General features: G+C 60.3%; 20 protein-coding genes and 2 pseudogenes. 12 read left to right on the forward strand and 10 right to left on the reverse strand.

Annotated elements, in window-relative coordinates; translation table 11 throughout:
- Positions 1 to 286 precede the first annotated feature (286 nt).
- The 4 genes from KW840_RS13500 to KW840_RS13515 form a co-directional block, all read right to left on the reverse strand.
- Positions 287 to 1,240 (reverse strand): D-2-hydroxyacid dehydrogenase family protein, encoded by a 954-nt coding sequence (locus tag KW840_RS13500; protein WP_218495551.1) that lies wholly within the window; start codon positions 1,238 to 1,240, stop codon positions 287 to 289.
- A 13-nt stretch (positions 1,241 to 1,253) separates the two neighbouring features.
- Entirely contained in the window at positions 1,254 to 2,279 is a 1,026-nt protein-coding gene (locus KW840_RS13505; RefSeq protein ID WP_218495553.1) for an alpha/beta fold hydrolase, read from the reverse strand.
- 85 nt (positions 2,280 to 2,364) lie between these two features.
- Entirely contained in the window at positions 2,365 to 2,799 is a 435-nt protein-coding gene (locus tag KW840_RS13510; protein ID WP_057714700.1) for a YqaA family protein, read from the reverse strand.
- Positions 2,799 to 3,245: a DUF411 domain-containing protein gene (locus tag KW840_RS13515; protein ID WP_057714701.1), complete on the reverse strand. Its 447-nt coding sequence runs from the start codon at positions 3,243 to 3,245 to the stop codon at positions 2,799 to 2,801. Before KW840_RS13515 ends, KW840_RS13510 begins: the two co-directional genes overlap by 1 nt.
- 384 nt (positions 3,246 to 3,629) lie before the next feature.
- On the opposite strand from KW840_RS13515, the gene KW840_RS13520 reads away from it, so the two are divergent.
- The gene (locus KW840_RS13520) at positions 3,630 to 4,160 is read left to right on the forward strand and encodes a hypothetical protein (RefSeq protein ID WP_057714702.1); all 531 of its coding nucleotides are present in this window, start codon (positions 3,630 to 3,632) and stop codon (positions 4,158 to 4,160) included.
- A gap of 47 nt (positions 4,161 to 4,207) precedes the next feature.
- On the opposite strand, the pseudogene KW840_RS13525 reads toward KW840_RS13520, so the two are convergent.
- Positions 4,208 to 5,137 (reverse strand): annotated as a pseudogene (locus tag KW840_RS13525) (aldo/keto reductase); the annotation flags it as partial.
- On the opposite strand from KW840_RS13525, the pseudogene KW840_RS13530 reads away from it, so the two are divergent.
- Both KW840_RS13530 and KW840_RS13535 read left to right on the forward strand, forming a co-directional pair.
- Positions 5,132 to 5,317: pseudogene (locus KW840_RS13530) on the forward strand (LysR family transcriptional regulator); the annotation flags it as partial. The pseudogenes KW840_RS13525 and KW840_RS13530 overlap by 6 nt on opposite strands.
- Positions 5,318 to 5,618: 301 nt before the next feature.
- Positions 5,619 to 5,807: a hypothetical protein gene (locus tag KW840_RS13535; protein WP_090455405.1), complete on the forward strand. Its 189-nt coding sequence runs from the start codon at positions 5,619 to 5,621 to the stop codon at positions 5,805 to 5,807.
- A gap of 8 nt (positions 5,808 to 5,815) precedes the next feature.
- Here KW840_RS13535 and KW840_RS13540 read toward each other — a convergent pair whose 3' ends face one another.
- Positions 5,816 to 6,187 (reverse strand): hypothetical protein, encoded by a 372-nt coding sequence (locus KW840_RS13540; protein ID WP_056724565.1) that lies wholly within the window; start codon positions 6,185 to 6,187, stop codon positions 5,816 to 5,818.
- Positions 6,188 to 6,435: 248 nt separating this feature from the next.
- Between KW840_RS13540 and KW840_RS13545 the strand changes: the two genes are divergently transcribed.
- Entirely contained in the window at positions 6,436 to 8,784 is a 2,349-nt protein-coding gene (locus KW840_RS13545; RefSeq protein WP_218495555.1) for an acylase, read from the forward strand.
- Between the two features lie 57 nt (positions 8,785 to 8,841).
- Here the strand turns inward: KW840_RS13545 and KW840_RS13550 are convergent, their stop codons facing one another.
- Positions 8,842 to 9,843 (reverse strand): FecR family protein, encoded by a 1,002-nt coding sequence (locus KW840_RS13550; RefSeq protein ID WP_218495556.1) that lies wholly within the window; start codon positions 9,841 to 9,843, stop codon positions 8,842 to 8,844.
- A gap of 217 nt (positions 9,844 to 10,060) precedes the next feature.
- A complete protein-coding gene (locus KW840_RS13555) occupies positions 10,061 to 14,893 on the reverse strand; it encodes a dermonecrotic toxin domain-containing protein (protein WP_218495558.1) in 4,833 nt (1,610 codons plus the stop codon).
- Between the two features lie 234 nt (positions 14,894 to 15,127).
- Between KW840_RS13555 and KW840_RS13560 the strand changes: the two genes are divergently transcribed.
- Positions 15,128 to 16,168 (forward strand): Ldh family oxidoreductase, encoded by a 1,041-nt coding sequence (locus KW840_RS13560; RefSeq protein WP_218495560.1) that lies wholly within the window; start codon positions 15,128 to 15,130, stop codon positions 16,166 to 16,168.
- Between the two features lie 76 nt (positions 16,169 to 16,244).
- Here KW840_RS13560 and KW840_RS13565 read toward each other — a convergent pair whose 3' ends face one another.
- Entirely contained in the window at positions 16,245 to 16,562 is a 318-nt protein-coding gene (locus tag KW840_RS13565) for a YqjD family protein (protein ID WP_090455397.1), read from the reverse strand.
- Between the two features lie 164 nt (positions 16,563 to 16,726).
- Between KW840_RS13565 and KW840_RS13570 the strand changes: the two genes are divergently transcribed.
- Positions 16,727 to 16,981 carry a hypothetical protein gene (locus KW840_RS13570; protein WP_007970091.1) on the forward strand — a complete coding sequence of 85 codons (255 nt, stop codon included), beginning with the start codon at positions 16,727 to 16,729 and terminating at the stop codon, positions 16,979 to 16,981.
- Positions 16,982 to 16,990: 9 nt separating this feature from the next.
- Here KW840_RS13570 and KW840_RS13575 read toward each other — a convergent pair whose 3' ends face one another.
- Complete coding sequence (locus KW840_RS13575) at positions 16,991 to 17,899, reverse strand: LysR family transcriptional regulator (RefSeq protein WP_057714711.1); 909 nt, start codon at positions 17,897 to 17,899, stop codon at positions 16,991 to 16,993.
- Positions 17,900 to 17,983: 84 nt separating this feature from the next.
- Between KW840_RS13575 and KW840_RS13580 the strand changes: the two genes are divergently transcribed.
- From KW840_RS13580 to KW840_RS13605, 6 genes are all read left to right on the forward strand, one after another.
- Positions 17,984 to 18,907, forward strand: coding sequence for a carbon-nitrogen hydrolase family protein (locus KW840_RS13580; protein WP_218495561.1), 924 nt, complete (start codon positions 17,984 to 17,986; stop codon positions 18,905 to 18,907).
- A gap of 137 nt (positions 18,908 to 19,044) precedes the next feature.
- Positions 19,045 to 20,709: an AMP-binding protein gene (locus tag KW840_RS13585; protein ID WP_218495562.1), complete on the forward strand. Its 1,665-nt coding sequence runs from the start codon at positions 19,045 to 19,047 to the stop codon at positions 20,707 to 20,709.
- Positions 20,710 to 20,725: 16 nt separating this feature from the next.
- Positions 20,726 to 21,487 carry an SDR family NAD(P)-dependent oxidoreductase gene (locus KW840_RS13590; RefSeq protein ID WP_057714714.1) on the forward strand — a complete coding sequence of 254 codons (762 nt, stop codon included), beginning with the start codon at positions 20,726 to 20,728 and terminating at the stop codon, positions 21,485 to 21,487.
- A 12-nt stretch (positions 21,488 to 21,499) separates the two neighbouring features.
- Positions 21,500 to 22,693, forward strand: a complete 1,194-nt coding sequence (locus KW840_RS13595) for an acetyl-CoA C-acyltransferase (protein ID WP_218495563.1) — start codon at positions 21,500 to 21,502, stop codon at positions 22,691 to 22,693.
- A 140-nt stretch (positions 22,694 to 22,833) separates the two neighbouring features.
- Positions 22,834 to 23,961, forward strand: a complete 1,128-nt coding sequence (locus KW840_RS13600; RefSeq protein WP_057714716.1) for an acyl-CoA dehydrogenase — start codon at positions 22,834 to 22,836, stop codon at positions 23,959 to 23,961.
- 13 nt (positions 23,962 to 23,974) lie between these two features.
- A complete protein-coding gene (locus KW840_RS13605) occupies positions 23,975 to 24,748 on the forward strand; it encodes an enoyl-CoA hydratase (RefSeq protein WP_057714717.1) in 774 nt (257 codons plus the stop codon).
- Positions 24,749 to 24,798 lie beyond the last annotated feature (50 nt).

Raw genomic sequence — 24,798 nt, forward strand, 5'->3', positions numbered from 1 at the left:
AATCAGAATGGGTGCCTCGTAGTGGCTACAGCAAGATCGAGGAAGCCAAAACCGATATGGTGCGCTTCTTCATGTACTACAACCGCACCAGGCTCCACAGCTACAACAACTATCTGTCGCCAATAGCCATGGAGCAAAAAGCGGCATAAACACCGTAACCGGTGTCCGGGATTACTTGACCAGTTCAAGCTCGCTCCCACAGAGGATTTGTGCCGGGCACAATTACTGCGTTCGCCAATGTAGCCCTGTGGGAGCGAGCTTGCTCGCGATGAACGATGACGCGGTATCAACCCAGCAAACGAATCGGAGCACCCGCCGACCAGGCCTGAATGTCCTCGATCATTTGCGAGAAAAACAGCCGGTAGTTCTGTTGGCTCACGTACCCGACATGGGGCGTCGCCAGTACATTGTCCAGGGTCCGGAACGGATGGTGGGCGGGCAGCGGTTCCTGCTCGAAGACGTCCAGGGCGGCACCGGCCAGTCGTTGTTTCTGCAGCGCCTTGATCAGCGCCGCTTCATCGACAATGGGGCCACGCGCGGTGTTCACCAGCAGCGCCGAGGGCTTCATCCAGCCAAGGGCTTGTGTGTCCACCAGACCGCGGCTGCGCTCGCTGAGCACCAGGTGCACCGACAGCACGTCGGCCTGTTCGAACAGTTCCTGTTTGCTGACACGGGTCACACCGACCTGCGCCGCGCGTTCGGCGGTGAGGTTTTCACTCCAGGCGATGACACGCATGCCGAACACTTGACCGAACTGCGCGACTCGCTGGCCGATGCTGCCCAGACCGAGGATGGCCAGTGTCTTGCCATGCAAGTCGCCACCCAGGCCTTGTTGCCATTGCCCGGCGCGCAGGGCATTGGCCTCGACCACCAGGTTGCGGGTTGCGGCCATGATCAGCGCCCAGGTCAGTTCCGGCGCGGCGTGTTTGTAGCTGTCGGTACCGCTGACCTGAATGCCCAGCGCGGCAGCGGTTTTCAGGTCCAGGGCCGCGTTGCGCATACCGCCTGTCACCAGCAGCTTGAGCTTGGGCAGGCGCCTCAGCAGGTCTTCATCGAAGCGGGTGCGCTCGCGCATCACGCAGATCACCTCGAACCCGTCCAGGCGCTCGGCCAGGGATGAGGTATCGGTGGGGTAATCATGGAGAAAACTTACCTCACCGACGCTGTCCAGTGCCGACCAGTCCACTGCATTGCGCGCCACATCCTGCCAATCATCGATCACTGCAATCTGCACAGGCATAAGCCTTTCCTCTTCAACGCACGGGGTTGGTCTTGTTCAGCCAGGCGAGCAGGGCCTGGTGGAATCGGGCCGGTTCTTCCATTTGTGGCGCGTGGCCCATACCGGGGAATTCGACCAGCGTGGACTGGGGAATCAGCCCGGCTACCTGTTTGCCGAGGACGTCGTAGTGCCCGATCTTCGCCTTGACCTCGGGTGGGGCGATGTCACTGCCGATGGCGGTGGTGTCGGATGTTCCGATCAACAGCAGGGTCGGCATCTTCAGGTTCTGGAATTCGTAAAACACCGGTTGCGTGAAGATCATGTCGTAGATCAGTGCCGAGTTCCACGCGACTTGCGTATGTCCCGGGCCTTTGTTCAGACCGGCGAGCATGTCGACCCAACGATCGAACTCCGGCTTCCAGCGACCGCCGTAATAGGTGGTGCGTTCGTAGTTGCGGATACCCTCGGCACTGAGTTTGAGTTCGCGCTCGTACCATTGATCAACCGTGCGATAGGGCACACCGAGGGCTTTCCAGTCTTCCAGGCCGATGGGGTTGACCAGCGCCAGTTGCTCGACCTGTTCGGGGTATTGCAAGGCGTAGCGAGTGGCGAGCATGCCGCCGGTGGAATGCCCCAGCAGGGTGGCTTTCTGGATGCCCAGCGCCTTGAGCAATTGCTGGGTGTTCGTCGCCAGTTGCTGGAAGCTGTACTGATAGTGCGCCGGCTTGCTGGAGGTGCAGAAGCCGATCTGGTCCGGGGCGATGACCCGATAGCCGGCGTCGCTGAGGGCTTTGATCGAACTGTCCCAGGTGGCGCCGCAGAAATTCTTGCCGTGCATCAGCACCACGCTGCGGCCATTGGCCTTGCCGTTGGCGGCGACGTCCATGTAACCCATTTGCAGGGATTGGCCCTGGGAATCAAAGGCGAAGTGCTTGAGCGTGTAGGGGTAGTCGAAACCTTGCAACTCGGGGCCGTATTGTGGCCCTTCGGCGTGGGCGATGACGGGCAGGACGGCGGTCAGCAACAGGCTGGGTAACCAGCGGGAGAAGGGGCGCGACATGGGAGAGCTCCATGGAAAATCCGCCTATGTTGGATCGACACGATTAGGGCGGCATTAATCACAGGCAATCGCCGCCCTTGAAGGTTCAACCCATCCAGCCCAAAGTCGCCAACGCCAGCACGCTGTAGCGGGCGCCTTTGGCCAGGGTGACGATCAGCAGGAAGCGCCCCAGCGGCTCGCGCATGACCCCGGCGACCAGCGTCAGCGGATCGCCGATCACCGGCAGCCAACTGAGCAGCAATGACCAATGGCCGTAGCGTTGGTAATGAAGCCGGGCCTTTTCCAGATGCCGGGGGCTCACCGGAAACCAGCGTCGGTCGCGGAACCGCTCGATCCCGCGCCCCAGCCACCAGTTGATTAGCGAGCCCAGAACGTTGCCGAACGTTGCCACCGCCAGCAGTGCCCAGAGCCAATAGCGATCGCTGAGCAGCAGTCCGACCAGCACGGCTTCGGATTGCAACGGCAGCAGCGTGGCGGCACCGAATGCCGCGAAAAACAATCCGAAGTACGCGCCGGACATCAATGGGCGGGGTAGTCCGCAACCACCACGTCAGTGCCGTCCTTTTTCAGGCCGATGACCTGATAGGCATCGCTCATGCCGTCCATTTCCATGCCGGGCGAACCCATGGGCATGCCGGGGGCCGCGACGCCCAGCAGATCGTCGCGTTTGCTCAAGGCCAGGACCTGATCGGCCGGGACATGGCCTTCAACGAATTTGCCATTGATCAATGCGGTGTGGCACGACGCCAGGCGTGGCGGCACGCCGTGCTGTTGCTTGAATTCGCTCATGCTGGCTTCTACGTGGTCATCGACCTTGAAGCCATTGGCCTCCAGGTGGGTGATCCATTTTTTGCAGCAACCACAATTGGCGTCGCGATGAACCTCGATCGGAATGAGGTCGGCGGCCTGGACCAGGGAAGACATGAACAGGGCACTCAGGGCGATCAGACGCAGAGGGTTTCGCATGGGATTCGTCTCGGCTAACGGGCAAAAAACGCATTCTGACCATTTTTATGGGTCAGGCATTCAAGGAGTGTTTCCAGTTGCTACAAGATAGGCCATTCAATGATGGTAGATCAACGCTGTCAGGGAGATAAGGGGGACATTACAAAATTGTCAGCTTGAAATGTCGAGGGTAAGTATTGGTGTTGATATAAACCAACTATCCGCCCTGTACGAAAAGTCTGAAAGACTATTCATCAATCTTCCGAAGTCCAATAAACATGAAGTTTTACAGCATGTATCTGAATTGTACGAAAATTGTTAAAGTGCTGAATTAAAGTTTGGTGGCGTTAGTGCTCCGGCCGATACTTCTGAGCCTCTAACTTGATCAAAAAGAAGGAGTTTTCAATGACTATCGGTTATACCGGCGCCTGGACCCCGAAGGCGGGCCTGTTGGTTCGAGATACCGCCAGCAGATCAAAGCCTGTTCCCCAGAGCGTCAAGGTCAGGCAGATGCTTGACCTGGTGGGCAACAATCCAGTTGAACTGGATACAGTCAAGATGGACAAGATGAAATTGCGCAAGCAGATGAAGGGTTTTGATCCCACTAATATTTCAGTCAAGTCCATGGGCAGTCTCAGTGTCTTACTGAAAGAACGCGGCCTGATCAGTGATGTGACGGCCGTCACGCTGAGTAATGCCGGTGACAAGTTCGACCGGTTTGGCATCAAGGACCCTGATGCGAAGTTCAATGCGCTGGAATATTTCGCGACGCAACTGGAGAACATCCAGAACAACAATTTGAAGGGTAACAAGTACGCCAATTACTTGGTTCCCGAGTTCAAGAAAGCGATCTACGTGCTGCAAAACCTGGAAACTTATGGCAAAAGCAACGGCCCCATGGTGAGGCCGGGCACTGTTCTCTCGGACGAAGCCTGACGCCCTGTTGCCCGGCCCGCCCGGTTCATTGAGCGGGCCGGCGACCCTTAGCGGTCGAGCAGCTTCATGACTTCTTCCGGATAACGCAGGCCAGCGGTGGCATTCGCCGCAAAGACCGCTTCCAGCGTGTGCAGTTCTTCGGTGCTCAGCGTCACCTCCAGAGCGGCCACGTTTTCTTCCAGGTATTTACGTTGCTTGGTGCCCGGAATCGGAATCAGGTAATCACCCTGGGCCAGTACCCACGCCAGCGCCAGTTGGCCCGCCGTCACGCCTTTTTCTGCCGCCAGCGCTTGTACCTGTTGCACCAGCAGCAGGTTTTTCACGAAGTTTTCGCCCTGAAAGCGCGGGCTGAAACGACGGTAATCGTCGGCCGCGAAATCATCCGGGCTTTTCAACGCGCCGGTCAGAAACCCTCGGCCCAATGGGCTATAAGGCACAAAGGCGACGCCCAGGCGTTGGCAGGCCGCCAGGCAACCGTTTTCTTCCTGATCGCGGCTCCACAACGAGTACTCGCTTTGCAACGCACTGATCGGATGAACCTTGTGCGCTCGTTCCAAGGTCGCCGCCGAGGCCTCGCTCAAGCCCAGATAACGTACCTTGCCGGCACTGACCAGTTCGGCCATGGCACCGACGGTTTCTTCGATGGCCACCTGCGGGTCGATTCGGTGTTGGTAATACAGGTCGAGGGTGTCCACGCCCAGGCGCTTCAACGTGCCGTCGATGGACTGGCGAATGTATTGCGGCCGACCGTTGACGCCACGGGCGGTGGGGTTGGCCGGATCGCGGACGATCCCGAACTTGCTGGCCAGGAACACCTGATCGCGCTTGCCGGCAATGGCCTTGCCGATCAGCTCTTCATTGGTGTGCGGGCCGTACATATCGGCGGTATCGAGCAGGTTGACGCCCAGTTCCAGCGCGCGATGCAGGGTGGCCGTGGCTTCGCGGGCGTCGGTGCCGGTGGTGTAGAAATCCGGCAACTGGAGGAGGGGCGTTTGTGTGAAGTGCTGAGGGAAGTGCCGCCACCGGGCATGCCGATGACGGCGCTTTATCCGCCGCACCGCCAGTTATCCCGGCGGGTGCGTGTGTTCGTCGATTGGTTGGTGGGACTGTGCGCCCAGCCGGGCAATGACTTTTACCGAAAGGATTCAGGCCGTTGAGCCACTGTTAACGATGTGGGTAGTAACCTGGTCCGCCATGGTTGGCATAGTGATCGTGATGCCAGCCCCCGTGGGGGAAAACAATGCATCCGCTCAGGGTCAGGATGGCAAGCAGGGGAATCAGCAATGTGATTCGACGCAACATTTGAAAGTCCTCATGGTTATCGCCGTAATGAAGCCAAAACTCTTCATCGGCTGTAACATGAGACCCCGCTTGTAGCCGCTTATCCCCGAAACAGGGTAAGCGCTTGGCATGCGCGTCGATACAAACCGGATACATTTTCAGATTCAGGAACCCGCAATGACTCAGTCGCAACGTTTGAAATACTCGATTCTGATCTCCCTGGTGGTGCTGGGGATCATGTTTGGCCTTTCCTGGTTGCAGAACACCGGCGTCATCAGCGAAAAACTGTTCCAGTACATCGCCATTGGCGTGGCGGTGGTCGTGGTGGTCATCAATGGCGTGATGCGCCGCAAGGTCAAAGCCTGATCATTCGATCATCGGTTACGCAAAATGGCAGCAGCTTGGGGATGCAGGCTGTAGCTCTTGTCGGGGTTGAGGACAATCACGCCTTCGCTGCACAAGCGCTTCAGCACTTCACGCACGCTGAGAAAGGACAGGGGAATATCCAGGTCCAGCAATTGGCTGTGCACGCCACGCACGCCAAGGCTGCGGTCGTTTTCGGCGGCCGTCAGCAGGGCATCGATGACTTTCAGACGGATCAGACTGGTTCGAAGGCCAAAGCTTTTGAGCAGGATCCTGATCCGCTCGTTGCCGTGGCGATCGGTACGCGGCTCGAATACGCCGACTCCCATGGAAGTACCCTTTGGCGCGTTGCTACCGTCCGTTGGCAGTTGCGAGTTGTACATTGCAAAACTCCTTTCAGAGCCTGATCAGGAAAAAATGGGCGCTCTTACAACATTAGACGTATGAGCAGCCAGAATCATGAAGGCTCGAATGTAGAAATTTTGTCGCCATCGCGTGATCAACCTGTCAGACCATGGGGCGTTGCGCAGTAATCTCTAAAATTTTTGTAGTGAGCTTCGTCCCTACAGGGAGGCCCGGTGCGCGTGGGTATGCGCAGCCGTGACCATCGTTTTTTCGATCAGGAGCGAGCGTGATTATTTCCAGCCAGTTAACCAGGTTGAGCCTGGTGGGTGTGACTCTGGGGTTGAGCCTGGGGCTGAGCCTTGCGGCGAGCGCGAGCGATACGCCTGCGCAAACGAGCGCCGAGATCCGCCGCACCGGTTTCGGCGTGCCGCACATCCGCGCCGACAACGAGCGAGGGCTCGGCTACGGCATCGGCTATGCCTACGCCCAGGACAACCTGTGCCTGTTGGCCAACGTAATCACTACGGTCAACGGTGAACGTTCGCGGTACTTCGGGCCGGATCAGTTCACCGTCGAAGAGCGCGAGAACCTGGCCAGCGATGTATTTTTCACCTGGCTGAACACTCCGCAAGCCGTCGCCGGTTTCTGGCAGGCCCAGACCCCGCCAGTGCGTGAGTTGGTCGAAGGCTATGTGGCGGGGTACAACCGCTCCTTGAGCGAGCGTCGCGTCCAGGGATTGCCGCCGCAGTGCCAGGGAGATTGGGTGCGCGACATTACCACGTCGGATCTGGTCAAGCTGACCCGGCGCCTGTTGGTCGAAGGTGGCGTCGGCCAGTTTGCCGAAGCCCTGGCTGGTGCCACGCCGCCCCAGGCCGTGGCCCGGGCGTCGAGCGCACAGGCAGCGTTCCAGGTGGCCGCTACGCGGATGCAGCGTTTTGCCCTGGACCGTGGCAGCAACGCCGTTGCGGTCGGCAGCGAGCGCTCTTTCAACGGACGCGGCATGTTGCTGGCCAATCCGCACTTTCCGTGGGTGGGCGGCATGCGTTTTTATCAGATGCACCTGACCATTCCCGGCAAACTGGACGTGATGGGCGCGGCGTTGCCCGGCCTGCCGGTGATCAACATCGGTTTCAATCAACATCTGGCCTGGACCCACACCGTAGATTCGTCCAGGCATTTCACGCTGTATCGCCTGCAGCTCGATCCCAAGGATTCGACTCGTTACCTGCTCGACGGCCAGTCCTTGCCTATGGACAAGCAGACCGTGACCGTCAACGTCAGGCAGGCGGACGGGCAGGTCCGGGCAATTTCCCACGAGGTCTACAGCTCGAAATTCGGTCCGGTGGTGCAATGGCCGGGAAAACTGGATTGGGATCATCAATATGCCTACAGCCTGCGCGACGCCAATCTGGACAACGACCGGGTTCTGCAGCAGTGGTATGCAATGAACCGCGCTGAAAACCTCAAGGATTTCCAGGCTTCGGTGCACGAGATCCAGGGCATTCCGTGGGTCAATACGCTGGCAGCGGACGATCAGGGGCAGACGCTGTACATGAACCTCTCGGTGGTGCCCAACGTCAGTGTCGACAAGCTGGCGCAATGCAGTGATCCGCGCGCTGGCTTGCAGATGATCATTCTCGACGGCTCCAACAGCGCCTGTGCCTGGGACATCGACCCGCAGGCTGCACAACAGGGTATCTATGCAGCGGACAAGTTGCCGCAATTGCTACGCAAGGACTTTGTCCAGCACTCCAACGACTCGGCATGGATGGCCAACCCGGCGCAACCGCTGACCGGCTATTCGCCGTTGATCAGTCAGGACAGTCAGCCACTGGGGCTGCGATCGCGCTTTGCCCTGGACCGTTTGAGCGCGCTGGCCCAGGCCGGCAAGATCGAGGCAGCGGACTTGCAACACATGGTCATGGATGATCGGGTTTATCAAGCCAGTCTAGTGATGCCGGACCTCCTGCAATTCTGCGCGGCGGATCTCGGTACCGATGCCAAAACGCTCGCGCCACTGTGCGCCAGCCTCAAGGCCTGGGACCGCAACGCCAACCTGGGCAGCGGTCTGGGCTTTGTACACTTCCAGAATGTCATGGAGGCGTTGGAGCCGGTGCCGGACGTATGGCGTGTGGCATTCGATCCGCGGGATCCGCAACATACCCCACGGGGTCTGGCAGTCGATCACCCGCAGGTGGCGAAGGCGCTACGGGCAGCGATGCTGGCTTCGGCTGAACAGGTCAAGGCGGCAGGACTCAAGCCGGACAGTCGCTGGGGCGATATCCAGGTGGTCAGCAGCGGCGGACAACAGACACCGATCCACGGCGGGCCGGGAACGTTAGGGGTCTACAATGCCATCCAGAGCGTACCGCGCAGCGATGGCAAGCGCGAAGTGGTCAGCGGCACGAGCTATCTGCAAGTGGTGACCTTTGACGAAAACGGACCGCAGGCCAAAGGGCTGCTGGCATTCTCGTTGTCCAGCGACCCGGCCTCGAAGTATTCACGGGACCAGACGCAGGCCTTTTCCAGGAAGCAATGGAGCGTGCTGCCTTTCACCGAGCAACAGATCCTGTCCGATCCGGACTATCAGGTGCAGACGATCCGCCGGCAGGATGCCAAAGTGGCCGCGCAGTAAGGTAGTGGGGTTTTTGCATGAACGCTGAAGGCCGCATCCGCAAGGGTGGCGGCCTTTTCAGCTTTTCGGGGAGATTTGCGGAATCGCGTTGACCACCAGATTGCCGTTCTGGTTACGGGTCAGGTAGACCGGCAGGACCCGCGGCAAGGACTTTACCAGGCCGTTGATCTCTTTGATGTTGTAGATGCCGCCGATATGGATCGAGCCGGTGCTGTGGTCAGCCACCATCAACGGTTTGTCCAGGTAGCGATTGATCAACGGCAGCGCATCGCTCAAGGCCAGATCGTCGAGCACCAGCTTGCCCTGGCGCCAGGCCAGCGAACTGTCATTGTCATAGGTCTGGCTGATGCGGGGAATGAAGTCGCCGCGGCGATAACTGGCCTGCATCGCCGGGCCAAGGCGCAAACCGTCGCCTTGCAGGTCGGCGTTGCTGCTGACCAGTACCGAACCTTCGATCAGGTTGACCTTGACCTGGTCTTCATACATCCAGACGTTGAATTGGGTGCCGGTCACGCGAATCCGGCCTTCGGCGGCCTTGACCACGAAGGGGTGGCGGGTGTCATGGCTGACCCTGAAGAAGGCTTCGCCTTTATCCAGCGTGACTTGCCGCTGATCCTTGTAGTTGCTGTACGTTAGCTCGCTGCCCAGGTTCAGCTCCACCTGGCTGCCGTCTTTCAAGGTGACGGTACGCACATTGTCGGTCGCTTCGAAATGCTGGTACGCATTCGGTACCCACCCCAGGTGCCAGCCGCCATAACCGGCCAAAGGCAGTGCCAGGGCACATACCGCCACGGCAATGGCCAGGCGGCGCCACGGGGTTTCGGGTTGGTGGCGAACCAGCGGCACGACGGGTTCGGGACGAGGCAACTCGCCGGCGACATCCCAGATCTCCAGCATCGCTTCGTACTCGAAGGCATGGAGCGGATGTGCATCACGCCATTGCTCGAACGCCTGGCGCTCTTGCTCGGTGCAGTCACTGGCGTGCAGACGCATGCACCAATGCGCGGCAGCATCGGTGATAGCGTCGTATTCGGCTTCCGAAAGTGTGTGGTCGGTCATTGGCCCTTCCTGATTTCCTGCATTCTAACCTTGGGGGAAGTCTGCGAGAACATCAGTCATGGCATTTAACCATCAATGTGTTGTTTTTTTTTCAACGCATCGCCTTTGGAACATCTGTTGTCGAATAAACAGTATCCATAGGGTGCGTGAAAAAAACATCAAGTCAAACACCGTTGTGCTGCGCAGACCCGGGGATCTGCGCGTTGTTACGCCGCGGTCAGGTTTCAGCGGTCGGAGTGACCGGCACCGGGTCCAGTTGCCGGCCCATTTCGCAGATCAAAAAGGCGATCGAGTCGGCATTGTGCAAAATGACGTCGGTTCGGAACTTCGATTCCTGCCTGTTTAAAAAAGCTTCCCGTGCCTTATCCATGGTCTGGCTGCCCGTCAGCCGTAGAATGGCCTTGCCAATGTGATAAGAATCCGGAATCGAATCCAGGCTGATCCAGGATTGCAGGCCACTGTTCCAGCGTGCGAACAGTTCCTCTTTCGGCGTTTTCATCGATAAGGCTTCTCGCTGGAAATCCAGCTGAGACTGTTTCTTTGCCGCGCCATAGCCGGTGACCGACGCTACCAGATCGCTGAACGGCAGCCTGGCCTCAAGGTATGCAATGTCAACGGCCCCGGAAAACAAATGAGCGAATTCGTGTATCAGGGTCGCGGCCTGGCTGTGGCCGTCGACATCGAAGGGCTGTGTCAGGCTGGATTTGTACCAGTCGAGTTGTTGATTGAAGAATTTTTCCGTGAAATGGACATTGCGCTGTAGATCCTTGTCCACGACAAACGCGATGAGGTTGTCCTTCGGGTCCCGACTTGAACCCACGATAAAGCGTTGCGAGTTCATCCAGTCTTCATCGGGATCGACCAGCGCGTTGCAGACGGGGACGATGGCCTGTTTGATTTTTTCGAGCAGTGCTTTGTCGACCTGACCAACATCAAAGAACTGTTTGAGGAAGGTATCGAGCCGTGTGCCCGGGAGGAGTTTCCTGAGTTGCACCAGATTGTGCAGGCTGTTGAACGCATAATAACGAGCCATGTCGATGGCCTGCACGATCATGCGGGCTTTAGCGGGATGCTTTGCCCGGATTTCGTCCATCCCCCGGGCCTCGATGTTCAGGACCGCCCGCGCAACATAGGCGTTGGCATACTGATTGTGCATTTTCGAGACGACTTTGCCGAAGTGAACGGTGTGGAAATCCGGGTCGATGACCAATTGTTTGTCAGGAGTAGTCGTTAACACGGGGCCTTCTTCCTTGCCTTTGATCGTTCTCCAGACCGCTCCGGTCTTGTTCACGCCGTACACCTTTCCGGCAATGGCGGCATAGGTTTTCTTGCTGCCCGCGTCCACATAGGTGCCGTCAGTGCTGTTTTTCGCCAGGTCCTTGAGTTCAACCGTGGTTTCGAACGGTTGCAGCCGGGTGCGCATTGCTGCTGTCGACCGAATCTTCGACCAGGGTTGAGCGATCACGGGGGTGACAACCGGTGTAGCAACGGCTTCGCCGGTTTCCTGGGCGCTTTCGCCCCATCCTTCAAGTGACAGCCGGCCCAATGACAGGATTTGCGCCGCCCCGGCAATAAACTCGCGCAACGCGGTCATCCAGTGATGGTCCTGCAAGGCTTCGGCCGAATTGAGGGCATCCTTGTAGGCTTTCCAAAGAAACTGCACGTATGCGAGTTTGCCCGGCAGCAGGCTTGAAATGCGCTCGATGCCGGCACCGAACAGGTGTTTAACGGCCTCCCAGTCCGACTGACCGCTAGCGTGTGACTGGCTGGCGAGCATCTTCACCAACAGTTGGGTGTTGTCATGGAACAAATGGGTGAGCAGGTTGCCGCCGATGGGGTTGGACGCAAGGGTGATTTCGCTTGACTGGCCGACGGTGGACTCCAACAGGTTGCGAAACACCGTTTGCTCACTGTCCGGCAGGCGACGTATCAACATGTCCTGCAATGGCCCCGGTGTGTTGAGTGCCGAAACAACGCTGGCCTCATTGTTGAATTCAACGAAGGGTGAACCGCCCGGGTGGTAAGGGGCATAGAGGATTTGTGGGCCTGCCTTGCCCGAGCCTGGACCAATCAGGTACAGACCCAGCGCCTTGACGGCGGCGGCACCGGTTGTCTTGATCAGTTCCAATGGTCGGGCAATGGCGTGAGCACCTTCTACGGTCGCCCGGGCGATGGCGTCCGGCATGTCGAATACTTGCCGAAGCAAATCGAAAGCGCTGTCGGAAAGCCGTTGCTGCAGTTTCAGTTCGTGTGCGTGTTGCAGCAGTTGCCAGGGCAGTTGCTTGACGAAGCGCAACATCTTGCTTTCGACGTCGGCCGCTTGATTCGACAAGCTGTCCGTGACCTGTTTGGCGTAGTTTTGCGCGATGTCCAGTGATCGCAACAGTTGGCGGACAGCCGCCTGATCCAGATTCCGGGGCAGCGTTTGAGTGGTCGCCGACCCGACCTTGAACCCTGTGCCTTGCGCAATGTTGATGTGCTGCAAGGCGAACTCGGTGAGGCTCCGGGCGGGGCCGACCAGGGCCAGGTCCGGGGTGATTTCGATATTGTCAGGGTCCAGCGCTGTTGCGGGGAAGCGGCTGGCGAGCAACGATTTCAGTGTTTCCTGCACATACGACTTGAGGGGTTTGGTCCCGTGTAAATAGTCTTTGTCCTCAACAACGCTGTGGCGGTATTGCTCCAGCAGTTCAAGGTGCAGTCGCTGCTCTTGCAGCGGGGCCATTCCCAGCCAGGCGGGCAGGGACTGCTGCTGGCTGATCGCCCGGGCAATCGACGTGGCTCTTCCCAGGTTGGTGTTGAGGACCGTTGTGGTCAGGTCTTCAAGGGCTTTTTTCTGCTTCGTGTCGCTCAGGTCGAAAGTACGTACGTGTTCGCAGCGAGCCAAAAAGTGCTCGATGGACGATTGCGCGACCCGTTCCAACACAGACCCTTCAATCAGCCGCAACGGTCCCAGTGAGTAGCGTTGGTGAAAGACGCGCTGGGCCGGGGTCAGGTTTTCCAACAGCGCCAGGCGTTGCTGCGGCTCGAGCAGGCGGCGGTTCAGTTCCAGCCGTGCACGACTGATGGTGTCAAAGACTTCCAGGCCCTCGGCGGGCGTCCACAGGATCGTCCGGCCGGAATGCGAGGGATCGAGTCCGCCACGCTCGGTCACGAGTAGACAATGGGCCAGGGGCAGGACATCCTGCTGGCCGGAGCGCTCCAGCGTCAACGAGTAGGCATCGGGGCGGAAACCCTTGAGTGACAGGCGGTTTTGTCGGTCGGGCTGGTCCGGGTTGAAGACTGTTTCGACAATGGCCCGATCCGCATCCCGCAGTGTTGCGCCAAGCACCCGCAGGCTGGCCTCGCCACGCAGGCCAACGGCAAGTGCATGGGCCAGGCGGGGTTTCATGTTTTCCAGATAGACCCGTTGCAAGGCCAGAGACGCAACCGGTTGTGCTGCAAAATCCGCGTTGATCAGAGTTTCGATGTCGCGGAAGGTTTTGACGAAAGCTGCCGCTGTATCGGCCAGCACGGTGGAGGGATGCTGATTGCCGGATAACACGGGGCGTGTGCTCCAGCGTCCGCCGGCATCCAGCGTCAGCAGTCGCTCGCTGATCATCGAGCGGATATCCAGCGCCTTGTCGAACAGGGCGTGGATGTCCACGTTGCCGTCACTGTGACGGAACACCTGCAGGGCATATTCCATGTTCTGCCGTTGCTTGCTGATGATCCCGTCGAAGAGCTTGGGGAAGATCGCGCCGCCAATCACTTCCCCGGTCACCTTCGGCCGGTCAAAACCAATGAAACGCTGGCGTTCATCCAGGCTCAGCAGACCATAGAGTTCATCCTCATGACCGGCCGCACTGAACTTGCTCAGCACCGTATCGCTCAAGTCCTGATAGTTCTCGAGCACCTGCAGGCCTGCGGTGGGCGTGTAGAGAAACGCATTGCCGGCGCTGACCATCAGTGAGCCGGCCAACTCTACATAGTTGGCCTGGTACTCCCACAGACGCACGGTTTCGACCGTCATAGCTTTGTTCGTCCGGCTGGCCGTCGAGATCAACGCGTGCAAGTCCTGGCTTTGCTCAGGGGTGATGATCCCGGCTTCGCGCTTGAGCAGCAGTTGTACCCTCGCCTGGTCGGCGATGGCCTGGCCGAAGAACTGGCGACGCGATGCACCTTCGGTGCTCGCCGCAGCCCAGTAACCTTCGAGCTGCCCGATCAGCAGGCCGATCAGTTGGCGCGAGATTGTCGTGACGGCTGTTTCCCAGAGTGGCTGGTCGGCTTTTGCCGGGGACTTTCCCGGATGGGAAAATTCATGGGACTGCCCGGATGGCCAACGCTGATGGCGATAGTGCAGGAGTACCGCGTCACTCAGGGAAAGGGTGTTGACCCAGCGTCGCGCCGGATGGCTTACGCCCGCATTTTCTGGCGTTGTAGCCAGGTAGAAGTTCACTTGGGTCCGGCTCTGATCTAGACCGGGAAACGACGCCGCCAGACGTTGACTCAGCAATGTGTCGAGCAGAGAGGTCAGGGACGGCAGCGCTTTCAATTCGTCGAGCAGGGCCTGGTCGTTAAGTTGCTGCTGGGTGGAGAGGGTGTTGCGCTGGTCTTCGAACACGTCCCCGTCGATGGTTTGAAAGTCCAGTTCGATGTCGGTGGCGCCCACCACGGCCTTGCGTTGAGACAGCGCCATGAAGGCCAGCAGGTCGTCGTCTTCACCGGCCGCTTTGAGTTGCGTCATCAGCTGTTCGGTCAGGGCCGTACGGTCAGCGAACTTTTTTATTCCCGCGTACGGAGTGTAGAGAATCACGCCATTGTCATCGGGCGTCGCAGTCAGCAAAAAACTGCCGGCCAGCGCCACGGGTTCCAGTCCAGGGATTTTCAGCAGGATTTTCTTCGCCAGCATGGGCGGCGTCTGCTCGTCGCGCAGTGCCTGGGTGGCCAGTTCGATATGGCTGAACCATTCGAAGTCCCTTCGCGTCAGCCCGTGGGTTTGGCCAAGTTCTCTCCAGAGACCGCGCAACGTCAGCGCCTCGGGGAAAAACAGCGGAGTTAATGGTGTAGACATCGTCGAGTCTCGTTCTAGGTGCCACTCAAAGGCGCCTGTGGATTGAGCATCGAGACTAAAAGCCGGTGCGTTGACGTGGGTGGTAAATAGATAACGCACGGGTCGCGGGCGTTTGTGACAGGGATATACCTCATCGACCCTGAGCGAAAGGTTGACAGTTCGCACGCCGCGCGTTGTTAATCGGCGGGTCTTTGTACGCTGTTGCCCCCTCCAATAATTAGTCTGGAGCTTCAGATGTCTGCGCCACACGATCACGCCTCTACCGCGGTCCCGTCACACCTGTCACTCGAAGCGCTGAGCGCTTTGCTGGAGAAGATTTTTCTGCGTCACGGCACGTCGGCCGAGGTTGCCCGGGTGCTGGCGCAAAACTGCGCCAGTGCCGAGCGCGACGGCGCGCACAGTCACGGGGTATTCCGCATTCCTGGTTATGTTTCGACGCTGCAAAGCGGCTGGGTCAATGGCCAGGCCGTTCCGCTGGTCGAAGATGTGGCTTCAGGGTTTGTGCGGGTCGACGCCAATAACGGTTTTGCGCAGCCGGCCCTGGCGGCGGCACGCGAGTTACTGGTGCAGAAGGCCCGAAGTGCCGGCATCGCGGTGCTGGCGATCCGTAACTCGCACCATTTCGCGGCCTTGTGGCCGGATGTCGAACCCTTCGCTGAAGAGGGCCTTGTGGCATTGAGCGTGGTCAACAGCATGACCTGCGTGGTGCCCCACGGTGCCGACCGGCCGCTGTTCGGCACCAACCCGATTGCCTTCGCTGCACCGCGGGCCGAGGGCGGGCCGATTGTCTTCGACCTGGCCACCAGCGCCATTGCCCATGGCGATGTGCAAATTGCCGCCCGCGAAGGTGAACGCTTGCCGGAAGGGATGGGCGTAGACAGCCTCGGCCAGCCGACCACGGACCCGAAGGCGATTCTCGAGGGCGGCGCGTTGCTGCCTTTCGGCGGGCACAAGGGCTCGGCGTTGTCGATGATGGTCGAGTTGCTCGCGGCGGCACTGACCGGCGGCAACTTTTCCTTCGAGTTCGACTGGAAGAACCACCCTGGCGCCAAGACCCCCTGGACTGGCCAGTTGCTTATCGTGATCGATCCGGACAAGGCAGCGGGGCAAAGCTTTGCCGAGCGCAGCCAGGAACTGGTGCGGCAAATGCACGGTGTCGGCCTGAAGCGTTTGCCGGGTGACCGGCGTCATCATCAGCGCGCTAGGTCGCTGGCCAACGGCATTGAGCTGGATGCCCGGACGCTGGCGAACTTGCGGGAGCTGGCGGGTCTCTAAAGGAAAAGTTTTGCGCAACCCCTGTGGGAGCAAGCTCGCTCCCACAGGGGGGATTCATGGCTGACAGATCGCGTGCTTAGCGACGACCCAGCAGCAACCCCACCACCAGGCCGAACCCGGCGGAAATCGCCACGGTTTGCCATGGATGCCCGCCGATATAGGTTTCAGTGGCCTCGACCGCGGGCAGGGTGCGGTCGCGTACGCTGCTCACCGAATCCCCTGCCTGTCGGAGTTTCAGGGCTATTTGTCCACGAAGGGTCTCTGCTTCTTCCCCGACCAGCGAGGCGCTGCTTTTCAGCAGCTTTTCCGATTCTTCGATCAGCGTTTGAAGTTCGCTGAAGGCTTGATCCTTGATTTGATCTTCGGCGGCTTGCACGGCGGTTTTGCGGGCCATTGAAGTACTCCTTGCAGGTAAGTGGACAGTGAACAATGGAGTCTGCCGTCGTCGGAAAAGTTGCAGCTATTTTGCCCGGGGAGGCCATCTTGCTGAAAAACCGGCGCAGGACCTTTCGTCCTACAGTGTAAGATGTCGCCTATTTTACGCAGCAGGAAATTCCCATGAGCTTCAATCTGGCCGACAAACCCCTCGCCGAGCGCGCAGCGCTTGAAGACGAGAAATCCCGTCTGTTCGAACTCTGGCAAAACAACCTGGGCAAGGCCAAGGGTGAGGCTGCGCGGTTGTTCGGCGAACGGGCCAAGCGCAAAGGCAAATGGGCCGAATGGGTGCGCGCCGAACTGGACGGCATGTCGCCGCCGGAATACGCCAACATGGTGCGCAGTGAAGTCAATCGCCTGATGGCGGCCAACAAGTAACAACGGCTGTCAGGCGAAACTCGCGACGATTGCCTCGCGCACTTTCAAGAGCACCGGGTCGAGTTGGGTGCTGGTCCGCCAGCCCAGTTCGATCGGGTAGCGCGGCAACGCCAGGGGGCAGGGCAGCAGCGCCAGCCCGCTGAGCGTTGCGATGCTTTGGGCGGCATGGGCCGGAATGGTCGCCACCGCCCGACTGCCTTTTAGCAAGTGCGGCAACGCGGCAAAATGCGTGGTCGAGGCGCACACCCTCCGGCTCAGCCCCAGCGCCGCCAATCCCTCATCGGTAATCCCGATAAAACCGCCGGACGACACCAGAATGTGTTCGCGGGCCACAAACTCCTCGAGACCGATGCTCTGCTGGCCCTCGACCAGGCTCGACGGGTCCACCAGGCACAGATAGCCACCTTCCCCCAGCACCTGACGGCTGAGCAACCGCTCGGCAAACCCGCCCGCGGCAATCGCCAGGTCAATACTGCGCTCCATCAACGCCTGGGCGACGATCTGGCTGTGGGTCTGGCGGAAAATCAGCCGCAGTTTCGGCGCGCAACGGGCGATTTCTTCGATCAGCCGCCGGCCGTAGGCAATCTCGAAATCATCCGACATGCCGACCGTGACCGAGCGACCTTCGTACTGTTGCGCAGCCGGATCGACCATCGCCAGGCTCTGCCGGCATTTGTTCAGGGCATCGCTGACCACCGGTTTGAGCTGATTGGCCTTGAGCGAGGGGGCCAGGCCGCGTCCGGTGCGCACGAACAGCTGATCGCCATACAGCTCGCGCAAGCGACGCAAGGCCGCGCTGACGGCCGATTGCGTCACGCCCAGGCGCAGCGCGGCACGGCTGGCGCTGGACTCTTCGTGCAGCGCTTCGAAGACTTTGAGCAGGTTGAGGTCGACGTCGGTGATATTCATCTGGTTCATATCATTCAGCAGTGAATCGGTCTTTATTGATGATTGCCTGACGCCGGAGAATGAGCAACACCTGATGCGAATGGAGTTTCCAAGATGCCCAAATCAATTGTCGCGGCCCTGCAGATCGGCGCCTTGCCCGGCGGCAAGGCTGAAACCCTGGAACAGATCCTGTCCTATGAAAACGCAATCATCGAATCCGGCGCCGGGTTGGTGGTGATGCCGGAAGCGCTGCTGGGCGGTTATCCCAAAGGCGAAGGCTTTGGTACGCAATTGGGCTATCGCCTGCCGCAAGGGCGCGAAGCCTTTGCCCGCTATTTTGCCAATGCCATCGATGTACCCGGCGCGGAAACCGAGGCGCTGGCGGCACTGTCCGCACGCACCGGGGCCAATCTGGTGATCGGCGTGATCGAGCGCGCCGGCAGCACCTTGTACTGCACCGCGCTGTATTTCGATCCGCAGGCCGGGCTGGTGGCCAAACACCGCAAACTGATGCCCACCGGCACCGAGCGGCTGATCTGGGGCAAGGGCGATGGCTCGACCTTGCCGGTGATCGACAGTCAGGTCGGGCGTGTCGGTGCGCTGGTGTGCTGGGAAAACATGATGCCGCTGCTGCGCACGGCGATGTACGCCAAAGGCGTGGAGGTATGGTGCGCGCCGACCGTGGACGAACGGGAGATGTGGCAAGTCAGCATGCGCCACATTGCCCATGAGGGGCGCTGTTTCGTGGTCAGCGCCTGCCAGGTCCAGGCATCGCCCCAGGCCCTGGGCCTGGACATCGCCAACTGGCCGGCGGATCGACCGTTGATTGCCGGTGGCAGTGTGATCGTAGGTCCCATGGGCGACATCCTCGCCGGACCATTGCGCGACAGTGCCGGGCTGCTCACTGCGCAAATCGACACCGACGACCTGGTGCGCGCCCGCTACGACTATGACGTGGTCGGCCACTACGCGCGGCCGGATGTGTTCGAACTGACCGTGGACGAACGCGCCAGGCCCGGGGTGCGCTTCACCTCCTGATGCCCAGCGGGCTTTGGCCAAAGCAGTCAGACAACTTGATAGCTTTGACCATTGCCCGGTAACCCGCGCAGAGCGAGTATTTCCCTGTTGATTACGGTTCCCCCCAACCTAATAAAAAACACAGTGGGATTCTGGCAATGCGCGATTACTTGTCTGCTACTTCTCAGTTCAATTATCAGCACACCGTCGATGCCGCGCTCGCGGGCGACTTGACGGCCCTCAACGCCTGTGTCGAATGCTGTGACCGGCATGCCTTGCCGGGTCGCATCGCGCTGTTCTGGGAAGGACGCGATGGCGCTGGTGCTTCGTACACCTTCACCGACTTGCAGGACAAGGCCGCGCGTTTCGCCAACTACCTGCTGGCCCAGGGCGTGAAGAAAGGCGACAAGGTCGCCGGCCTGTTGCCCCGCAATATCGAACTGTTGATCGCCGTGTTCGCCACCTGGCGCATCGGCGCAGTGTATCAACCGCTGTTTACCGCATTCGGCCCCAAGGCCATCGAGCACCGCCTGGGCAGCTCTGGCGCCAAAGTGGTGGTGACCGATGCAGTGAACCGGCCGAAACTCGCCGAAGTCGCCGATTGCCCGGCCATCGTGACTGTCACCGGTGCCAAAGGGCAGGGCCTGGTGCATGGCGATTTCAGTTTCTGGGCCGAACTGGCCAACTATTCCGCCGACTGTGAACCGGTGCTGCTGACCGGCGAAGATCCGTTCCTGCTGATGTTCACCTCGGGCACCACCGGCCCGTCGAAAGCGCTGTCGGTGCCACTCAAGGCCATCGTAGCGTTCCAGAGCTACACCCGCGATGCCGTGGATCTGCGCCCGGAAGACGCCTTCTGGAACGTCGCCGACCCGGGCTGGGCCTACGGCATTTATTTCGGTGTCACGGGGCCAATGTCCATGGGCCATCCGATCACCTTTTACGATGGCCCGTTCACCCTCGAAAGCACCTGCCGGGTGATCAACAAATACGGGATCACCAACCTCACCGGTTCGCCCACGGCCTACCGCTTGCTGATTGCCGGCGGCGATGAATTCGCCAAGTCGATCAAGGGCAAGCTGCGTATCGTCAGCAGCGCCGGCGAGCCGCTGAACCCGGAAGTGATCCGATGGTTCGCCGATAACCTCGACGTGGTCATCCACGACCACTACGGCCAGACCGAACTGGGCATGGTGCTGTGCAACCACCACGGCCTGGAGCACCCGATTCACATGGGCGCCGCCGGTTTTGCCTCGCCGGGCCACCGCATTGTGGTGCTGGATGACGAGTACAAGGAACTCGGCGTTGGGCAGCCGGGCATCCTGGCTATCGACCGCAGCCAGTCGCCGATGTGCTGGTTCGCCGGCTACGAAGGCGGGCCGACCAAGGCCTTTGTCGGCAACTACTACTTGAGTGGCGACACCGTGGAGTGGAACCCGGACGGCAGCATCAGCTTCGTCGGTCGCAGTGATGACGTGATCACCACCTCCGGCTACCGGGTAGGTCCCTTCGACGTGGAAAGTGCGCTGATCGAACACCCGGCCGTGGTCGAGGCCGCCGTGGTCGGCAAGCCCGATCCGGAGCGCACCGAACTGGTCAAGGCGTTCGTCGTGCTCAGCCCGCAATACCGTGCCGCCTCCGAGTTGGCCGAAGAGCTGCGCCAGCACGTGCGCAAGCGTCTGGCGGCGCACTCGTACCCCCGTGAAATCGAATTTGTCAGCGAATTGCCGAAAACCCCCAGCGGCAAATTGCAGCGCTTTATCTTGCGCAACCAGGAAATCGCCAAGGCTCAAGAGGCCGCGGCGAAGAACCTTCCAGCTTGAATCCAGGGAAATAATGATGCAGATCCAGAACAAGATTTTTATCGTCACCGGTGGCGCTTCCGGCCTCGGTGCCGCCACCGCCGAGGTGCTGGTCGCCGCCGGTGCCAAAGTGATGCTGGTGGACATGAACGCCGAAGCCGTTGCAGCCCAGGCCCAGCGCCTTGGTGCACAAAGCGTGGTGGCGGACATCAGCAACGAAGCCGCGGCCGAAGCAGCCGTGCAGGCAACGGTCAAGGCCTTTGGCGGCCTCAATGGCCTGGTGAACTGCGCCGGCATCGTGCGTGGCGAGAAGATTCTCGGCAAGACAGGTCCGCATGCGCTGGCCAGTTTCAGCCAGGTGATCAACGTCAACCTGATCGGCAGCTTCAACATGCTGCGCCTTGCGGCTGCGGCGATTGCCGAGACCGAAGCGGATGCCGATGGCGAGCGCGGCGTGATCATCAACACGGCGTCTGCCGCGGCTTACGACGGCCAGATCGGCCAGGCGGCTTACTCGGCGTCCAAGGGCGCGATTGTCAGCCTGACCTTGCCGGCGGCCCGTGAGCTGGCGCGCTTCGGCATCCGTGTCATGACGATCGCCCCCGGCATCTTCGAGACGCCGATGATGGCCGGCATGACCCAGGAAGTCCGCGATTCCCTGGCCGCTGGCGTGCCATTCCCGCCGCGTTTGGGCAAACCGAGCGAGTATGCCGGGCTGGTCAAGCATATTATTGAAAACAGCATGCTCAATGGCGAGGTGATCCGTCTCGACGGTGCCTTGCGCATGGCCGCCAAGTAAGGAGGATTTGTCATGACAATGTCCAACGATCCAATTGTTATCGTCAGCGCCGTCCGCACCCCGATGGGCGGTTTCCAGGGCGAACTGAAAAGCCTGACCGCACCGCAACTCGGTGCGGCCGCCATCAAGGCCGCCGTCGAACGTGCCGGTGTTGCCAGTGATAGCGTCGACGAAGTGCTGTTCGGTTGCGTGCTGCCGGCAGGCCTTGGCCAGGCCCCTGCGCGTCAGGCGGCGCTGGGCGCGGGGCTGGATAAATCGACCCGCTGCACCACCCTGAACAAGATGTGCGGCTCCGGCATGGAAGCGGCGATTCTGGCCCATGACATGCTGCTGGCGGGCAGCGCCGACGTGGTGGTTGCCGGTGGCATGGAAAGCATGTCCAACGCGCCTTACCTGCTGGATCGCGCCCGTGCCGGATACCGCATGGGCCATGGTCGGGTGCAGGACTCGATGTTCCTGGACGGCCTCGAAGACGCCTACGACAAGGGCCGCCTGATGGGCACCTTCGCCGAAGAGTGCGCCGAAACCAACGGCTTCAGCCGTGAAGCCCAGGACGCGTTTGCCATTGCCTCGACCACTCGCGCGCAACAGGCGATCAAGGACGGCAGCTTCAAGGCCGAAATCGTGCCGCTGACCGTGACGGTCGGCAAAGAGCAGGTGGTGATCAGCAACGACGAGCAGCCGCCAAAGGCCAGGCTGGACAAGATTGCTTCGCTGAAGCCGGCGTTCCGCGAAGGCGGTACGGTGACGGCGGCCAACTCCAGTTCGATCTCCGACGGTGCCGCCGCGCTGGTGCTGATGCGCCAGTCCCAGGCACAGAAACAAGGCCTGAAACCCTTGGCGGTGATTCATGGCCACGCTGCGTTCGCCGACACCCCGGGCCTGTTCCCGGTGGCACCGATTGGTGCAATCAAGAAGTTGATGAAGAAAACCGGCTGGTCGCTCAATGACGTGGATCTGGTGGAAGTCAACGAAGCCTTCGCCGTGGTCGGCATGGCCGCGATGACTCATCTGGAAATCCCTCACGAGAAACTCAACGTGCACGGCGGCGCGTGCGCCCTCGGGCACCCGATCGGTGCGTCCGGTGCGCGGATTCTGGTGACCCTGCTTTCGGCCCTGCGCCAGAAAGGCCTCAAACGTGGTGTTGCGGCGATCTGCATTGGCGGCGGTGAAGCGACGGCGATGGCCGTGGAATGCCTCTACTGAGGCCAACACCAATCCCTGTGGGAGCGAGCTTGCTCGCGATAGCGGTGGGTCAGATAGCAATAAAGTTGACTGACACGGCCCCATCGCGAGCAAGCTCGCTCCCACAGGGTTTCGCATTTAGCTTGATTTAAGGATTCACCATGATCCCCAATGACGACCAACAACAGATCCGCGACATGGCCCGGGACTTTGCCCAGGAACGGCTGAAGCCCTTCGCTGCCGAGTGGGACCGCGAGCACCGTTTTCCCAAGGAAGCCATCGGCGAAATGGCCGGGCTGGGCTTCTTCGGCATGCTGGTGCCGGAGCAGTGGGGCGGATGCGACACCGGTTACCTGGCCTATGCCATGGCGCTGGAAGAAATCGCCGCCGGCGATGGTGCCTGCTCGACCATCATGAGCGTGCACAACTCCGTGGGTTGCGTACCGATCCTCAACTACGGCACCGATGAGCAGAAAGAGCGCTTCCTCAAACCATTGGCCAGCGGTGCGATGCTCGGTGCCTTTGCGCTGACCGAGCCCCAGGCCGGTTCCGACGCCAGCGGCCTGAAAACCCGTGCACGCCTGGAAGGCGATCATTATGTGCTCAACGGCTGCAAGCAGTTCATCACCTCCGGGCAGAATGCCGGGGTGGTGATCGTGTTTGCGGTGACCGATCCGAGTGCCGGCAAACGTGGCATCAGCGCCTTTATAGTGCCGACCGATTCGCCGGGCTACAAAGTCGCGCGGGTCGAAGACAAGCTCGGCCAGCATGCGTCCGACACCTGCCAGATCCTCTTCGAAGACGTGAAGGTGCCGCTGGCCAATCGCTTGGGCGAGGAGGGCGAAGGCTACAGAATTGCCCTGGCCAACCTTGAAGGCGGCCGCGTCGGCATCGCTTCGCAATCGGTGGGCATGGCCCGTGCCGCGTTCGAAGCGGCGCGCGATTACGCCCGTGAGCGCGAGAGCTTCGGCAAGCCGATCATCGAGCACCAGGCCGTGGCCTTCCGCCTGGCGGACATGGCGACCCAGATCGCCGTGGCGCGGCAAATGGTGCACTACGCCGCCGCTCTGCGTGACAGTGGCAAACCGGCCCTGGTCGAAGCGTCGATGGCCAAGTTGTTCGCCTCGGAAATGGCCGAGAAGGTATGCTCCTCGGCGCTGCAAACCCTGGGCGGTTACGGTTACCTCAACGATTTCCCGGTGGAGCGGATCTACCGCGACGTACGGGTCTGCCAGATCTACGAAGGCACCAGCGATATTCAACGCATGGTCATTTCGCGCAATTTATAAGAAGGAGTCCCCTGTGAGCTACGAAACGATTTTGCTGGAAACCCACGGCCGCGTTGGCCTGATCACCCTCAACCGTCCACAAGCGCTGAATGCGCTGAATGCGCAGATCGTCAGCGAACTGAACCAGGCCCTTGATGGTTTCGAGGCTGACTCGAACATCGGCTGTATCGTCCTGACCGGTTCGAAAAAAGCCTTTGCCGCCGGTGCCGACATCAAGGAAATGGCGGAGCTGACCTATCCGCAGATCTACATCGACGACCTGTTCAGCGACAGCGATCGTGTGGCCAACCGCCGCAAGCCGATCATCGCGGCGGTCAACGGCTTCGCCCTGGGCGGCGGCTGTGAGCTGGCGTTGATGTGCGATTTCATCCTGGCCGGTGACAACGCCAGATTCGGCCAGCCGGAAATCAACCTCGGCGTGTTGCCGGGCATGGGCGGCACCCAGCGCCTGACCCGCGCCGTGGGCAAGGCCAAGGCCATGGAAATGTGCCTGAGCGGCCGCTTGATCGATGCCGTGGAAGCGGAACGTTGCGGCATCGTGGCGCGTATCGTGCCGAGCGATGAGCTGCTGGATGAAGCGCTGAAAGTCGCGGCATTGATCGCTAAAAAATCGTTGCCGATTGCGATGATGGTCAAGGAAAGCGTCAACCGTGCCTTTGAAGTGAGCCTGGCCGAAGGCGTGCGCTTTGAGCGTCGGGTGTTCCATGCGGCGTTTGCGACGCAGGATCAGAAGGAAGGGATGGCGGCGTTCATTGCCAAGCGTGAGGCTGAGTTCCAAGGCAAGTAATGTAGCGGTCTTGCGGGCCTCATCGCGAGCAGGCTCGCTCCCACATTGGA

The organism is Pseudomonas sp. PDM30, assembly GCF_019218985.1.
GTDB classification, from domain to species: domain Bacteria; phylum Pseudomonadota; class Gammaproteobacteria; order Pseudomonadales; family Pseudomonadaceae; genus Aquipseudomonas; species Aquipseudomonas jessenii.